This is a genomic window from Algoriphagus ratkowskyi (assembly GCF_002150505.1).
GTDB classification, from domain to species: Bacteria; Bacteroidota; Bacteroidia; order Cytophagales; family Cyclobacteriaceae; genus Algoriphagus; species Algoriphagus ratkowskyi.
In genome coordinates this window covers 57,873-73,540 of the sequence record NZ_MSSV01000009.1, presented here as the reverse complement: position 1 = coordinate 73,540, position 15,668 = coordinate 57,873, and the positions used below count along the sequence as shown (strand labels likewise).

The window sequence follows — 15,668 nt, the reverse complement described above, 5'->3', positions numbered from 1 at the left end:
TCTTCTAAAGTCCTATGTCAAGATATTCTGACTTCAAAAAAAATCCCTCAGATTTCTCCGAGGGAATTAATGTTTTTGTCAAGCTTCTGCTTTCTGCTTTCTGATTTCAGCTTTATGAATTCGATTCCACCCACTCCCTGGCATTCACAAACGCCTCCATCCATGGTGTGAAATCATCCTTCCTGTCAGCAGGATAATGTGCCCAGTTCCATAGTTTCAAGCTTCGCTCGATGTGGGGCATGATCGCTAAGTGACGACCGTCGGCAGAAGCGATACCTGCTGTAGCATGATCGGAACCGTTTGGATTGCCTGGGTAAGCATCGTAGCTGTACTTCATCGCGAAGTTGTAGTCACTTTCAGCTTGTGGAAGTGAGAACTTACCTTCTCCGTGTGCTACCCATACGCCTAGTCTCTGTCCGCTAAGTGATCCTAGCATCACTGACTCGTTTTGAGGGATAGTCACGTTCACGAAGGTAGATTCGAACTTATGGGATGCATTGTGTAGCATCTTTGGTTTGTCGGTGTGATCTGGTGTGACCAGGCCAAGTTCTACCATCAGTTGACAACCGTTACATACACCCAAACTCAAGGTGTCTGGTCTAGCGTAGAAGTTGTCCAGTGCTTGCTTGGCTTTTGGATTGTAGAGGAATGCACCTGCCCAGCCTTTGGCCGAACCTAGTACATCGGAGTTGGAGAATCCACCCACGAAGACGATCATCTGCACATCTTCCAGATTTTCTCGACCGGCAATCAGATCAGTCATGTGAATGTCCTTCACTTCGAATCCTGCCAGCCAGAGTGAATAAGCCATCTCGCGATCGCCGTTCACGCCTTTCTCACGGATAATCGCTGCTTTCGCCTTACCCTTTTCGGTACGGAATGGATCTAATCCAGCAGTCTCGAAACTACCTTTCCAGCCTTCAGCGAAGTCATAAGAAAGTGGCTGATTTTTATAATTGTCAAAACGGTCTTTGGCAAGTTGCTCACCGCTTTGCTTTCTATCTAATAAATAAGAAGATCTAAACCATACATCACGAAGATCAGCGATGTCCAGCGTCAGGTCTTTTCCTGCAAACTCGATGTTTCCAGAGTCAGTCACTTTCGCCAGTTCCACATAATCAATGTCAGCTTCCACCAATAAGGCTTCCACTGCGTGATCATCTTCTACTTGAATCAGGATTCCTGGATTCTCAGCGAATAATGCTTTCACCAAATCTCCTTCATGAAGTCGGTCTAGTTTTACTTTCAAGCCTACATTCTGAGTAGGGAAACACATTTCCAAAAGGGCCGTAACCAATCCACCTGAAGAGATATCATGGCCTGCAAGGATCCAAGTCTGATCAATCAAATCCTGAACAGCCGTAAATGCTTTTGCAAAGTATCTAGGGTTTTTGACGTCTGGAGTTTCTGTTCCAACCTTGTTCAAGGCCTGATAGAAGCTGGATCCAGCCAGTTTGAACTCATCCTTAGAAAAATCTATGTACAGGATTCTACTTCCTTTGATAGGTTGTAGTGCTGTTTTCACAGTTTTCTTGATGTCGCTACACTCGCCTACCGTGGAGATAATCACCGTACCTGGAGAATAAACCGTTTTTCCATCAGGATATTTCTGAGTCATAGAAAGGGAGTCTTTTCCCGTAGGGATATTCACACCTATCTCAATCGCAAATTCAGAAACTGCTTCTACCGCTCTATAAAGTCTGTCGTTTTCGCCTTTGTTTTTCGCAGGCCACATCCAGTTGGCAGAAAGAGAAATTCCCTGCAAGCCATCTTGAATATGTGCGAAGATCAAGTTGGTCATCGCCTCAGCGATCGCCAATCGGCTACCTGCTTCTGGATTTGCCAAAGCTGCCACTGGGGCATGGCCGATGGAAGTTGCGATTCCTTTATTTCCAGTAAAGTCTAATGCCATTACGGCGACGTCATTCAGCGGAAGTTGGATCTCGCCGACGGTCTGCTGCGTAGCTACACGACCCGTCACGGATCTATCGACTTTATTGGTCAACCAATCCTTACAGGCCACTGCTTCCAGTTGCAATACCTCGCGGATATATGCTTGGATCAGGTCAGCTTCGTAGTTTGCTTCCGCAAAAGATGCGTTGGTGGTATCATCTTCCAAAATGGTCTTAGGAGAAGAGCCGAACATGTAGCTGAGGTTCCAGTCCACCGGCTTCTCGCCAGTTTTGCTATTTTCAAATTTGAAATGCATATCTCCAGTGGTCTCACCCACCACATAGAATGGCGCGCGCTCACGGTCGGAGATCTGATGCAAAGTATCTACGTCTTTTTTGCCAATCACCAATCCCATACGTTCCTGAGATTCGTTTCCGATGATCTCTTTGGAAGAAAGGGTAGGGTCACCTACTGGAAGTTGGTCGATGTGGATTGTTCCCCCAGCATCTTCCACGAGTTCAGAAAGGCAGTTCAAATGTCCGCCAGCTCCGTGATCGTGGATGGAAATGATTGGGTTGTTTTCGCTTTCGGCCATAGCGCGGATCACATTGGAAACACGCTTTTGCATCTCAGGATTGGAACGCTGAATTGCATTAAGCTCGATTGCGTTGGAAAGTTCTCCGGTATTCAGGGAAGAAACCGCCGAACCGCCCATTCCGATTCTATAGTTGTCACCACCCATGATCACAATCTGATCACCGGCTTTTGGTTCGTTCTTTTTGGTGTATTTAGCATTGGTGAAGCCTACGCCACCAGCCAGCATGATTACTTTGTCAAAACCGTGGTGCTTGCCATCTTCCTCATGCTCGAAAGTCAAAACAGATCCACAGATCAGCGGCTGACCAAATTTATTTCCAAAATCAGAAGCTCCGTTGGAAGCTTTGATCAGGATATCCATAGGCGTTTGGTACAGCCAAGGACGCTCAGCAAGCTTGCTTTCCCAAGATCTTCCTTTCTCGGAACGAGGATAAGAAGTCATGTAAACTGCCGTTCCCGCCAAAGGAATAGAGGCAGTTCCGCCAGCCATACGATCTCTGATTTCTCCACCAGCTCCAGTGGCCGCGCCGTTGAAAGGCTCCACGGTAGTTGGGAAGTTGTGTGTTTCAGCTTTTAGGGAAATTACTGTTTCGATCTCACGAGTTTCGAAGAAGTCAGCCTGATACGCTGTTTTCGGTGCGAATTGTTGTGCTTTTGGACCACCAACAAAGGCTACGTTGTCCTTGTAAGCAGAAGCGATACGGTTAGGATGCGCTTTAGCAGTTTCTTTGATGAGTTGGAAAAGCGTCTGTGGCTTTTCTACTCCATCTATTATAAAAGTACCGTTGAAAATCTTGTGTCGGCAATGCTCCGAGTTCACTTGAGAAAATCCGAAAACCTCAGAATCCGTCAGTGGTCTCTCCAATTGCTTGGAAATATTATCCAAATAATCTACCTCTTCCTGGCTAAGCGCCAAGCCATTTGCCTTGCTGTATGCAGCGATATCGTTGATTTCTACGATCGCTTCTGGCTGCAAGTGTATATCAAAAATCTCCTGATCCAGTCCATCAAACTTATGCTGAAGCATTGGGTCTATGCTGTCTCCTTCATTCATTGGAAAGAACTCCTCTACACGGATGACGCCAGGGACCCCCATGTTTGCGGTGATTTCCACTGCATTAGTTGACCATGGAGTAATCATTTCCTTGCGAGGTCCTGAATAATTTCCGGTGAGCGATGGGTTGCTAATTGCTGTAGCTCCGCCGAAAAGCCAAGTCAGCTTTTCTAAGTCTTCGGATGCGAAAGGTTGTGGAGATTGTACAGCGTAAACGGTTTTGAGAGGGGATTCAAAGAAGAAAATCATGTCCTTTGGCTGGTAAGCTTCAAAGGTACGGAATTGAGGCGTAGATTGAAAAATTTGAAAATGGAAATAACGTGTCCACTGCTGCGGGAAGGGAAATATAGTGATCAGTCACAAGTTACAGTGACAATTTATAGGTGCTCGTCCTTGTGAGGAGGTGTAACCTGTTTCAAATTTTTGTGAACGAAGCAAGAGGCTTAATCAGATGAGATTGCTTTTTTATTCAAATTTCCCGTGTTTTTGAAACCAATTTATCTTTAAAAAAAAGAAACCATCCTTTCGTCTTAGGCCTGATTATGCCAGGTGAGCTGACTACCATTGAAGCAAGAAATTTCCTGCGTCTCATATACGTTTTTGGAAAACGAAAAGCTCTGTGATAAAGTGACGAAGTTGGAAACATGAGTTAGAATTAAGTTTAAAGGATAAACTGTTACCTGCTGCCTAGCTTACTAAGATACCTATTATAGTCATTTTTGACTGATAAAGTATGGTTCTAAAGGTTTAAAATCCAATTCACAGTTAAGCCTTGATTGGCGCAAGTCTCATGACTTGTGCCTATTCCTATGCAGTCTTCAGACTGCTACGGTTTGAAATTGAAACGTAAGTCGGGAGATTTCAATGCTGTGGTCCAAGTCTGAAGACTTGAACCAGGCACTCTTTTGAATCAGACACTCTAAAGACCCTAATTGGCGCAAGTCTCATGACTTGTGCCTAACCCAATGCAGTCTTCAGACTGCTATGGTTTGAAAATGAAATAGAAGTCAGGAGACTTCATTATTGTAGGTCCAGTCTGAAGACTTGAACCAGATACGATATATACCTATTTCATGAAAAATTATAGTTCACTTTTAAGTAACTTACTAGTAGTTGCCAAATCATTTTTTAAATGAGCAGAAAATACAAAATCAGAGATCAGGAGAAACTATATTTTGTCACTTTCACGATAGTAGAATGGATAGATCTCTTCACTCGAAAGCACTATAGAGATATCCTGATAGAATCTTTAAAATACTGCCAAAACAATAAAGGCTTGGACTTGTGTGCATTTAGCATCATGTCAAGTCATATTCATTTGATCATTGGCAGAAACAGTGAACCAACCATCGAGGCAATTATACGTGACTTCAAAAAATTTACTGCTACAGAAATACTTAAATGTATCCAGACCAGCCAAGATGAAAGCAGAAAAGAGTTTTTGCTTGATCATTTTAGGAAAGCGGGGGCAAAAAACTCAAACAACACGAATTTTCAATTATGGCAACAACATAATCATCCTATTGAGCTAAATACAAATGAAAGGATCAGTAGATGTCTCCATTACATACACCAGAATCCAGTAATTGCCGGATTGGTGTATTCAGCTGAGGATTATGTCTATAGCAGCGCATCAAGCTATGCAGGTTTTCCAGAAAAATTGATTGATGTGATTCATATTCAATAGTTGACTAATTGGGTTTAATGCAGTCTTCAGCCTGCTATGGTTTGAAAATGAAATGGAAGTCAGGAGACTTCATTGCTGTGGTCCAAGTCTGAAGACTTGAACCAGACTTGTTTATTATACTTAATTGGCGCAAGTCTCATTACTTGTGTCTATTTCCAATGCAGTCTTCAGACTGCTATAGTTTAAAATTGAAACGGAAGTCAGGAGACTTCATTGCTGTGGTCCAAGTCTAAAGACTTGAACCAGGCACTCTTTTGAATCAGACACTCTAAAGACTTGAACCAAACCTGTCTAAAATCTAAAGTCTTGATACTTATGTCTTGCTACTTACTTTTAACTTTCTACCATCTTAAATTCTAATAGAGCAACTTAATGTCCATTTTCGCACGCTTTTCTATATAATTTTTCTTTTAACACCGAAGATTGTTCGTTTTTGAGACGGTGGAAACTTTTGTGTTGTTCAAAGTTTCCGTAGTTTTGCATCGCATAATAAGTGGAAATGAGTAGATGAGAGATAAGATTTTAGGTATTGCAAGCGAACAGTTTAGCCAGTATGGAGTTAGGGCCATTACTATGGAGGATATTGCACGCTTGGCGGGGATTTCCAAAAAGACTATTTATCAAGAATTCAAAGATAAAAAGCAACTTGTCAAAGATGCCTTCACAAAGGTTTTGCAAGAAGATCAATACGTGTTAAACAAAGTGATGGCCGGTGAGGATGGAGTAATAGAGCATTTAGTTTATACTTCCAAGATTGTTCGTGAGCGTTTTGCAAACTTGAATCCTATGGCTCTGCTCGAAATTCAGAAATACTTCCCTGAAGTATGGAAAATGTTTAATGAGTTTAAGGAAGAAATTATTGTGACAGACATCGTCGGTGTCATTGAAAAAGGCAAGCGACTTGGCTACTTTCGTCCAGAGATCAACGCAAAGATTTTAGCAAATATGAGGGTGGATCAAATTAGCGCCACCATGATGAGCCAGAGCTCTGCTAATAAAGAATTTAGCCTTTTAACGCTTCACTTAGAAATGTTGGATCATTTCCTCCATGGAATATTTACCGAAAAAGGCAGACAGGCTTATTTGCAGAAGCAAAAGTCAGATAAAATAACACAGGGAATAGAAACAGTCTAACCCTAGTAATTAACAGAGAAAAGATCCTTTTAGAATTATATCATGTTTAAATCAAAGATTTATTTAGTAGTTATTGCCTTGAGTTTATTCAAGTTACAAGCTACTGCACAAGAAGCTCCGCCCAGGGAGACGCTACAACTCAATCTTAAGGAGACTCTTGAGTATGCTTTGGAGAATAATGTGGATGCGAAGAATGCCAAGTTGGAGCTTTTAATAGCCGAGACTACGGTGAAAGAGGAGTTGTCCAAAGGTCTTCCCCAGATTAATGGATCATTTAATTTCAATTACAATCCTGCTATTCAGGTGATCTTTCTTCCAAATGAGCCTCCTTTCGGAGATCCAAGTATTGACTCGGATGTAATTCCAGCAAGATTTGGTGTAAGCTATCAATCGGGTTTGGGAGTGACTGCGAGTCAGATGCTGTTTGATGGATCTTTCTTTGTCGGATTGAGAGCTTCAAAAACCCTTCGTGAGCTTACAGAATATGATAGGATTAAAACTGAGAATGATGTTCTCGTAAATGTGAAGAAAGCCTATTTTGGCGTTTTGGTGAATAAAGAACGTATCAAACTTGCTGAGGCTAATCTCACGAGGATTGATTCACTTTTGGATGAAACCAAAGCAATCTATGAGGCTGGATTAGCGGAAAAAATTGATGTGTCGCGAATCCAAGTTCAGCGTAACAACACTTACACCCAGGTAGAGCGCAGCCGCACCGCCTATGAGATCAGTAAGCAATTGCTGAAAATTCAAATGGGCCTACCTAAAGATTATGATATTCTGATTACAGAAACCTTAGCAGATTTAAATCCTGGAGATCAATTGAATCAGTTGTTGACTATGGAAGGAGTGACAAGAGTGGAAGTCAGTCAACTGGAGAAAAATTTAGAATTAGTGGGACTGGATTTGAGAAATAATACGGTGCAATACATTCCAAAAATCACACTTAATGCAAACTATCAGCGATCTGGCGCCTCCAATGAGTTGGGTAACATCTATGATAATCGAAATTGGTTTAGTAGCTCACTACTAGGTGTCACGATGCAAATTCCAATTTTTGATGGCTTTTTGAAAAGTGCGCGTATCCAGAGAAACCGTATCCAACTGGATCAATTGAATAATCAACGTTATTTTCTAGATGATAATATCTCTCTCGAGATTTTTCAAGCTAAAACTAATTTGAAGAATGATTTGAATATCATGAATGTGCAAAAGGAGAATATGGCCTTGGCGCAAGAAGTATATGATATTTCAAAAATTAAATACAATGAAGGTGTGGGCTCTAACCTAGAGGTGGTGGAAGCAGATGCTGCATTGATAGAATCAGAAATCAATTACCTAGGCGCACTTTACGATGGATTGATTTCCAAAGTAGATTTGGAAAAGGCTCTTGGAATATTAAAAGAGGGAATTAACGATTAACCTAACCTTCCTTTTTTGCCTAAAGAGAAGTAAACAACTACCACATTATCAAAAAAATCATGAAATCAAGTAGCTGCAAACCATCCCACATTAGGATGAGTTTCCTATACGAGATTTCTCCCGATAGTAATCGGGATGACAGTTAAAAAAAAATATCATCAGTTGAAATCGAGCAAGACTCATAAGCCACAAACAGGCATAACAAAAAGCCTTGCGAGATTCCATATGACAGTTAAAAAACAAATTGTAATCATATGAAAGTAACACATAGATTTTTACCACTAATTGCGCTAGCCTTCTTGGCTCTTTCCTGTGCCAAAGAAGAAGGAGTGGAAGCTAAAAAAGCTGAACTGGAGAGTCTTAAGACTGAGTCAAACGAAATCGCCAATCAGATAAAAGAAATTGAAGCGGAGTTGATGCAACTTGATCCTGACTATGCAAAAGCGAATCAGAAATCAATTCTCATTACCACAGCTCAGGCGAAGAGGGGAAGGTTTGAGCATTATGTAGAAGTGACAGGTTCTGTACTTTCTAAGAAAAATGTGAATATCAGTGCTGAAACATCTGGTAGAATCCTTGAAGTGCCAGCTGTAGAAGGTATGAGAGTGGAAAAAGGCGCTGTTCTGGCACGTATTGATTCCGAGTCTATTCAGAGATCTATAGATGAATTGGAGAATAACATGGATCTGGCCAATACCTTATTTGAAAAGCAAGAACGACTTTGGAATCAGCAAATCGGTACAGAAGTACAGTTTTTGGAAGCAAAAAATAGAAAGGAAGGTTTGGAAAGAAATCTTGCCTCTGTGAAGACTGAGCTTGCGAAAGCTATAATTCGTGCTCCCTTCGCAGGAACTATCGAAACTGTTCAGGTAAGATTGGGAGAATTAGTACAGCCAGGTGCCTCCATGTTTCAGTTTGTGGGTGATAGTGATCTATTTATTGAAGCAGATATTTCTGAGTCATACGTTGGAGTACTTTCCAAAGGAGATTCTGTAGATGTAAGTTTTCCTTCAATCAATCAGTCGCTACAAACTAAAGTGTCTGCTGTAGGTGCCATCATCAACTCTAACAATAGAACCTTCAAAGTGGAAGTTTTTCTGCCAAGGATTCCAATGGTAAAACCGAATATGATTTCTGTTTTAAAGATTCAGGATTACGAAAATAATGATGCAGTCATTGTGCCGAGTTATCTTATACTAAGTGATAATAGAGGTGATTACATTTTTGTGGTTGAGGGTGGAGTAGCCAAGAAAAAGTATGTGGAAAGAGGGAAAAGTTTTGACAGGGATACCGAAATCCTAAAAGGAATAGAAGGGAACGAAGTGCTTGTAGACAAAGGCTTTCGAGAAGTAGGAGATAATTTCAACGTGAACGTAGCTCAGCAGTAATAAGATGGCGGAAAATCAAAAACCAATAAAAACACGCGAGTTCGGATTATCCAGTATGTCGGTGGATAATTCCACCTCAGTGGTGATTCTTACGCTGATTATTACCTTCCTTGGCTTGAGTGCATATCGCAACATGCCGAAGGAAAGCTTTCCTGAGATTGTAATACCTACAGTTTACGTAGGAACGCCTTATCCTGGTAATTCACCAGTGGATATGGAAAATCTGATTACTAGACCTATAGAGAAAGAGCTGAAGTCTCTGAACGATGTGAAAAACATCTCCTCAACCTCTGTTCAGGATTTCTCTTCTATTGTAGTTGAGTTCAACCCTGGCGTGGAGATCTCTAAGGCGATTCAGGATGTAAAGGATGCTGTGGACAAGTCCAAAAGTGAGTTGCCAACAGACCTAGATCAAGATCCTAATGTATTGGAAATCAATACGTCGGATTTCCCGATCATGAATGTAAATATCTCAGGAAATTATTCTGAGGCGGAACTGAAAAAATTTGGTGAGTACCTAGAGGATGAAATTGAGAAACTCTCCGAAATATCGAAAGCTGACTTAGCTGGAACTGTTGAAAGAGAAATTCAAATCAATGCTGATCCCTATAAAATGGAATCAGTAGGGGTAAGTTTTAATGATATCGCTACAGCAATTCAAACAGAAAACGTGACTATTTCTGGTGGTAATATTCGATCGGGAGATTTTCAACGCACGCTTCGTATCGATGGCGAGTTTACCGACCCTCAGGAAATCCTGAATATCATTGTCAAAACAGATAGTCAGAAGATTGTCTACCTCAGAGATGTAGCAGAGGTAAAGGATACATACAAAGAGAGAACTAGCTACGCTAGAAGTAAGAATCTCCCAGTAGTGACGATAAACGTAGTAAAAAGAAGTGGTGAGAATTTGCTCTATGCAGCTGATAAAATCAAGGAGATAATCGATAAAACCAAAGCAAATAGATTCCCTCCGGATCTAGAGATTAGTATTACTAATGATCAGTCCAAGGCTACGAGACTTCAAGTAAGTGACTTGGAAAACTCTATCATCTTCGGGGTAATCTTGGTGGTATTGGTGTTGATGTTCTTCCTAGGATTTAGAAATGCACTTTTTGTGGGAATAGCAATTCCGCTTTCCATGTTTATCTCATTCCTGATATTGAATGCATTTGGGATTACGCTAAACCTCATGGTGCTATTCTCCTTGATCCTAGCATTAGGTATGCTTGTAGATAACGGGATCGTGGTGGTAGAGAATATTTACCGACTGATGTCTGAAGGAAAAAGTGCGACTCAAGCGGCAAAAGAAGGCGTAGGAGAAGTTGCTTGGCCGATTATAACGTCTACAGCTACTACCTTGGCGGCCTTTCTACCTTTAGCATTTTGGCAGGATACGGTAGGTGAGTTTATGAAATTCCTCCCGATCACTTTGATAATTGTGCTGTCATCTTCTCTTTTTGTAGCCTTAGTAATCAATCCGGTTTTGACAGCACTTTTCATGAAAGTGGAAGACGTGAGCGTGAATAAGCCCAAGCAGAAATCGATTATTGTAGCTGGAGTATTTCTAATTCTCTCCGCCTTGTTTTACATCATTGGATGGGTGGCTATGGGGTCCTTAATGCTGATTGTTTGTGTGCTGACTATTTTCAATGTGTTCGTTCTTAGAAGAGCTATCCGTTGGTTCCAGACAGTTTTTCTGGTCAAGATGGAGAATTTCTACGAGTCATCTTTATTGTATGCCCTTAATGGGAAAAAGCCGTATGCTTTTCTTGGCGGTACAGTTCTATTGCTTGTTCTGTCATTAGTTTTGCTGGTTGTGAGGGCTCCTCAGGTGCTTTTCTTTCCGGACAATCAGCCTCAATTGGTAAACGTTTTTATTGAGTTTCCTATAGGTACGGACATCGAGGCCACGAATGAATTTGTGGATGTAATGGAAGATGAGCTAATGGAAGCACTCGATGAGTATACCAATATTTTGGAATCGGTAATCTCTCAAGTGGGAGAAGGAACGGGCGATCCTATGGAAGGACCAAGTGGTCAGCCTACGCCACACAAAGCTAAGATCACCATAGGTTTTGTGGACTATATAGACAGACAGGGGATTAATACCAACGGCGCCATGGAGAAGATCCGAGTGCTGGCGGATAAATACCCGGGCGTACTTGTGACTGTAGATAAACAAAGCAATGGTCCTCCAGTAGGGAAGGCAATCAATTTGGAGTTTGCGGGTGAAGATTACGATCAGCTAATTGCTTTTGTCAATAAAACCAAGGAATACCTCAATGATCAAAATGTTCCTGGTGTTGAAGAATTGAAGTCAGATTTGTCATTGGGGAATCCAGAGGTGATCTTAAATATTAACAGGGATAAAGCAAGACGATTTGGTCTTTCTACTTCCGAGATCGCCACTGACTTACGTACATCTCTTTTTGGACTGGAAGTTTCTAAATACAAAGAGGGAGAGGACGATTATCCTATTCAATTGAGATTAAAAGAAGATTTCAGATATGATATAAATACCCTTGTTAACAAAAAAATTGGCTTTAGAGATAAATTTGGAGATAAGCGAGAAGTTCCTATTTCGGCGGTTGCTGATATAAAGTATGGTTCCACCTATGGTTCTGTGAAAAGAAAGGATTTAGAAAAAGCGATTACGATTTTCTCTAACGTGCTTGATGGGTATAATCCAACTGCTGTGAATGCACAGATTCAGGCAGCACTCCAAAATTTTGAGGTGCCTGACGGGATTTCTGTCAAATACACGGGTGAGCAAGAGGAGCAGCAGAAGTCAATGGACTTTTTGCTAGGAGCATTAGGTATCGCCGTGTCAATGATATTCTTAATTATCGTAGCTCAGTTTAACTCTATCACAACGCCTTTTATCATCATGGCTTCCGTTGTCTTGAGTACGATCGGAGTATTCTTAGGTCTAGTAATATTCAATATGGACTTCGTGGTCATTATGACTGGGATTGGAATTATATCTCTAGCAGGTGTAGTGGTAAACAATGCGATAGTACTGATAGATTATACTAATCTGGTTCGTGAGCGAAAGAGAGATGAGCTAGATTTAGGGCCAAAGCAATGTTTGCCTTATCCATTGATGGTAGCAAGTATCATAGAGTCTGGAAAGACTAGATTACGACCAGTGTTGCTTACGGCAATTACTACTGTTTTAGGATTAATTCCTTTGGCGATAGGTATGAATATTAATTTCGGAACTTTGCTGACTGAATTTGATCCCCAATTCTATGTAGGTGGAGATAATGCAGCTTTCTGGGGACCGATGGCTTGGACAGTAATATTTGGGCTAACCTTTGCTACATTCCTTACGTTAGTCATCGTACCAGTCATGTATTTGTTGGCAGATAAACTCAATATGAGAATCAGCAAACTTAAATCTTGATTGGATTAAGGTTGGTGGTTTTTTTTTTAAAACCTCCGAGGCTATGTCTCGGAGGTTTTTTGCTTTTTGAGCACATTAACATTTCACTTTAAAGGATGTAAGGGATGGAATTTGTAAATTCGCTCACCCAAATAGTAGAATTAATTGATGGAAGAAGTAAAGTGGTATGTGATGTACACAGCCTCACGATCAGAAAAGAAGGTGGCTGATCGTTTGAGAGATAATGGATTTGAAGTTTATTTACCTATGATAGAGGAGCTTCGGCAGTGGTCTGATCGAAAAAAGAAAGTACAGCGTGCAATGTTTAATGGTTATGTTTTTGTCAAGACCACTCGTAATAAGCTTTGGGAGTGTCTTCAGGTTCCCAGCGCAGTTAAGTTTGTGCATTTTTCGGGACAGCATGCTACTATTCGTGAGGAGGATTTGGACATTATCAAGCGTGTAATTGACACTGGTGTAGGAGTGGAATCAGACGGGTCATCGATAGATCTTGGTGAAAAAGTTGTCGTAATAGGCGGACCCTTACAAAATATGACTGGAGAGGTGATTGAGAAAGGAAATAAAGATTATTTCCTAGTTCGTATTCCCGGAATTTATCAAAATTTATTGATTTCGGTTCCTCGAAAATTTTTAGAGGTAACAATTTAATTTTTGATCTCCTGGGATGAGATTACGAATTTTTATGCCACTGAGCTGTTTATAGCGTCGCAGATTCGAACCAAGATATCACTAATTACTTGATTTTTCTATCTATCAAAAGTGGAGAAGAGATATCTTCTAAAAACTATCTGACCCTGAACGAGGTGGTCGCTGTATTTATTGACGCCAACATTTCCATCTAAATTGTCTGTGAATGAAGCCAGCATTGAGCCTTCCAAAGCAATATCTGATAATGGACCGAGTGAGTAGCTAAGACCAACTCTGATAGGAACGTAACCCGTGGTTATTTTTTCGCGACCTGGTTTTTCTTCTGAATTGAATGATTTGGTCTGCTCAGTGCTCGAATGCATTACTCCTAATCCAAATCCACCGTAAAAGTTAAATAAGCTTCGGTTCATGTGATTTCCAAATGGAACTAAATACATGCTGGGCATCACATCAAAATAGTAAACAGAGCCGATGGCTGTAAATGAGGAATTATTAGCTTTCCATATATTGGTAGCAGTAGTACTAGGATTTCCTCCACTCGTAATCCACTGCACTCCACCCGTTGCTTTGATCTCAAACCTATCTGTTAATCTTTTAGAAAATGAGGCGGAGATAGAAGGCTTAAGTTCGAAATTATAATCTCTATACTGTCCTCCATTGTCAAGATATGCGAAGGATGGACCTATTCCTATACTGATAATATTATCTTTTGATTGCATCTCTTTGTAAAAACTTTGGGCGGACAACTGCATGCCTGCGAAAAGGAAAAGAATGAATGCGGAGAGTTTGATTTTTTTTAACATAACTACGAATCCTAAAAAGAGTAAATGACTTGATAGTAGGACTTGTGTTATTTTGGGCAACAAATATGCCAATACACTACATGAAATTGTAAAAAAGGCAGAGATCTACAGAAATGTGTATAACAAATACATAATACTAAGCACCATCAAAGGCCTTCTGAATGTCTTCCTCAGTCGTTTTTAATTTGTTTCTACAGGTTTTAACAAGCTCGGCAGCTTCTTTTACTAGTTCAGAAAGTTCATCCACACTTTTCTTACCTTCTTCAAGTTCAGCCAGAATTGTTTCTAGCCTGCTCATAGCTTGGTTGTAGTTTAGTTCGCTCATTTTTCCTCAATTTGTGTAATTATGCTACTGATTTTTTGCTTGGATGTATGTGTCTGCAATTCATCTCCAAGCTGGATGTGAGCAGTAGTAATCGGCTTACCTTTGATTTCTGTCCGCGTATAGCCTCTGGCTAAAATAATGGCTGGATTCAATTGACGAAGCACTAATTCCTTGGAATCTATAATTTGTTTTTGTTTTTGCAAAAAGCCATTCAATCCCCTTACTATGTTTTTTTCAAAACTAGCCAGAGTATTTTCCTGAATTTGCAAAATATTTTTACCTGAAACCCGGATTCTATTAAAAGCTGCGTTAAGTTTCTCAGCCTCCAACTTCATACGGCTTTCAGAATGTGCTTTTACCTGATGAGTGATCTGATGTACTTTGGATTGCTCTTCATTGAGTTTTTGACGAGTGGCTCTATCTAGTCTTTGCATCGCTATGCCTAGATTTTCCTCAAATTCTCTGAATCCAGAAAGTAAAAACTCTGCCACTGCCGTAGGTGTCTTAAGTTGGGTATGTGCTACCAAATCCGCTATACTTTCATCTCGCTCATGCCCAATTCCTGTGAGTACTGGTATGGGGAAATTAGCGATCTTGGCAGCAAGCCTATATTCATCAAAGCAATCTAAATCCAATTGGGCTCCACCTCCGCGTATCATCACTACCGCCTCTATACCCAGCTCATCTTTTACAGCTTCTATTTGTTCTAGACTTTTAATCAAGAAAGCCACTGCTTCATTTCCCTGCATTGCAGAAGGAAAAAGTTTGTGATAAACTCGATAGCCGTAGCTGTTATTTTCAAGTTGATTTACAAAATCACCATATCCTGCTGCTGTAGGACTACTAATGATCGCAATTTTTTGAATTACGGCAGGAAGTAAATGTCTCGCATTTAGCCTCAATAAACCTTCTTTCGTCAGTCTATCTATAGTTTCTTGACGGACTCTAGCTCTTTCACCCAATGAAAAAGAAGGGTCAATGTCTTTCACGTTGATACTCAACCCATACACTGGATGGAAGTTGACCGCGACTTGCGCTAACACTTTCATTCCATTTTTGATGCTGGAACCAGTTATGGATTCAAATCTAGCTGCGACTGAGCGATAGGCAAACGACCAAAGATTGGCTTTGATCTTCGCTTGTACGGTGTTCCCTTGCTTTTCTACCAGTTCAAAATAAGCATGTCCCTGAGGAGCCTGACGAAAATCCGCGATTTCGCCAACTACCCAAATCACCGGATCAAGTTCCGTCTCCAAGGCTTGTTGGATTAGCCGATTGAGTTCAGATATCGATCTTGCATTTTGCATG

General features: G+C 40.8%; 10 protein-coding genes. 6 read left to right on the top strand and 4 right to left on the bottom strand.

Features of this window, described 5'->3' with window-relative positions; all coding sequences use genetic code 11:
- Positions 1-112: 112 nt before the first annotated feature.
- Positions 113-3,793 (bottom strand): phosphoribosylformylglycinamidine synthase, encoded by a 3,681-nt coding sequence (purL, locus tag BVH02_RS11500; RefSeq protein WP_086501601.1) that lies wholly within the window; start codon positions 3,791-3,793, stop codon positions 113-115.
- A gap of 883 nt (positions 3,794-4,676) precedes the next feature.
- On the opposite strand from purL, the gene BVH02_RS11495 reads away from it, so the two are divergent.
- The 6 genes from BVH02_RS11495 (at position 4,677) to BVH02_RS11470 (ending at position 13,232) form a co-directional block, all read left to right on the top strand.
- Entirely contained in the window at positions 4,677-5,231 is a 555-nt protein-coding gene (locus BVH02_RS11495; protein ID WP_086501600.1) for an REP-associated tyrosine transposase, read from the top strand.
- 507 nt (positions 5,232-5,738) lie between these two features.
- Positions 5,739-6,365 (top strand): TetR/AcrR family transcriptional regulator, encoded by a 627-nt coding sequence (locus BVH02_RS11490; RefSeq protein ID WP_086501599.1) that lies wholly within the window; start codon positions 5,739-5,741, stop codon positions 6,363-6,365.
- A gap of 42 nt (positions 6,366-6,407) precedes the next feature.
- On the top strand, positions 6,408-7,787 hold the full coding sequence (locus BVH02_RS11485; protein ID WP_086501598.1) for a TolC family protein: 1,380 nt from the start codon (positions 6,408-6,410) through the stop codon (positions 7,785-7,787).
- A gap of 254 nt (positions 7,788-8,041) precedes the next feature.
- Entirely contained in the window at positions 8,042-9,175 is a 1,134-nt protein-coding gene (locus BVH02_RS11480) for an efflux RND transporter periplasmic adaptor subunit (RefSeq protein WP_086501597.1), read from the top strand.
- 4 nt (positions 9,176-9,179) lie between these two features.
- Complete coding sequence (locus tag BVH02_RS11475; RefSeq protein WP_086501596.1) at positions 9,180-12,584, top strand: efflux RND transporter permease subunit; 3,405 nt, start codon at positions 9,180-9,182, stop codon at positions 12,582-12,584.
- Positions 12,585-12,731: 147 nt separating this feature from the next.
- Entirely contained in the window at positions 12,732-13,232 is a 501-nt protein-coding gene (locus BVH02_RS11470) for a UpxY family transcription antiterminator (RefSeq protein WP_086501595.1), read from the top strand.
- Between the two features lie 98 nt (positions 13,233-13,330).
- On the opposite strand, the gene BVH02_RS11465 is transcribed toward BVH02_RS11470, so the two are convergent.
- The 3 genes from BVH02_RS11465 to xseA form a co-directional block, all read right to left on the bottom strand.
- Positions 13,331-14,035 (bottom strand): hypothetical protein, encoded by a 705-nt coding sequence (locus BVH02_RS11465; protein ID WP_086501594.1) that lies wholly within the window; start codon positions 14,033-14,035, stop codon positions 13,331-13,333.
- A gap of 136 nt (positions 14,036-14,171) precedes the next feature.
- Positions 14,172-14,360, bottom strand: coding sequence for an exodeoxyribonuclease VII small subunit (xseB, locus tag BVH02_RS11460; RefSeq protein ID WP_086501593.1), 189 nt, complete (start codon positions 14,358-14,360; stop codon positions 14,172-14,174).
- Entirely contained in the window at positions 14,357-15,667 is a 1,311-nt protein-coding gene (xseA, locus tag BVH02_RS11455) for an exodeoxyribonuclease VII large subunit (protein ID WP_086501592.1), read from the bottom strand. The genes xseB and xseA overlap by 4 nt, the downstream gene beginning before the upstream one ends.
- Position 15,668 lies beyond the last annotated feature (1 nt).

Coding starts and splice junctions, on each gene's coding strand:
- purL (WP_086501601.1), bottom strand. CDS start 3,793: ATGATTTTCTTCTTTGAATCCCCTCTCAAAACCGTTTACGCTGTACAA.
- BVH02_RS11495 (WP_086501600.1), top strand. CDS start 4,677: ATGAGCAGAAAATACAAAATCAGAGATCAGGAGAAACTATATTTTGTC.
- BVH02_RS11490 (WP_086501599.1), top strand. CDS start 5,739: ATGAGAGATAAGATTTTAGGTATTGCAAGCGAACAGTTTAGCCAGTAT.
- BVH02_RS11485 (WP_086501598.1), top strand. CDS start 6,408: ATGTTTAAATCAAAGATTTATTTAGTAGTTATTGCCTTGAGTTTATTC.
- BVH02_RS11480 (WP_086501597.1), top strand. CDS start 8,042: ATGAAAGTAACACATAGATTTTTACCACTAATTGCGCTAGCCTTCTTG.
- BVH02_RS11475 (WP_086501596.1), top strand. CDS start 9,180: ATGGCGGAAAATCAAAAACCAATAAAAACACGCGAGTTCGGATTATCC.
- BVH02_RS11470 (WP_086501595.1), top strand. CDS start 12,732: ATGGAAGAAGTAAAGTGGTATGTGATGTACACAGCCTCACGATCAGAA.
- BVH02_RS11465 (WP_086501594.1), bottom strand. CDS start 14,035: ATGTTAAAAAAAATCAAACTCTCCGCATTCATTCTTTTCCTTTTCGCA.
- xseB (WP_086501593.1), bottom strand. CDS start 14,360: ATGAGCGAACTAAACTACAACCAAGCTATGAGCAGGCTAGAAACAATT.
- xseA (WP_086501592.1), bottom strand. CDS start 15,667: ATGCAAAATGCAAGATCGATATCTGAACTCAATCGGCTAATCCAACAA.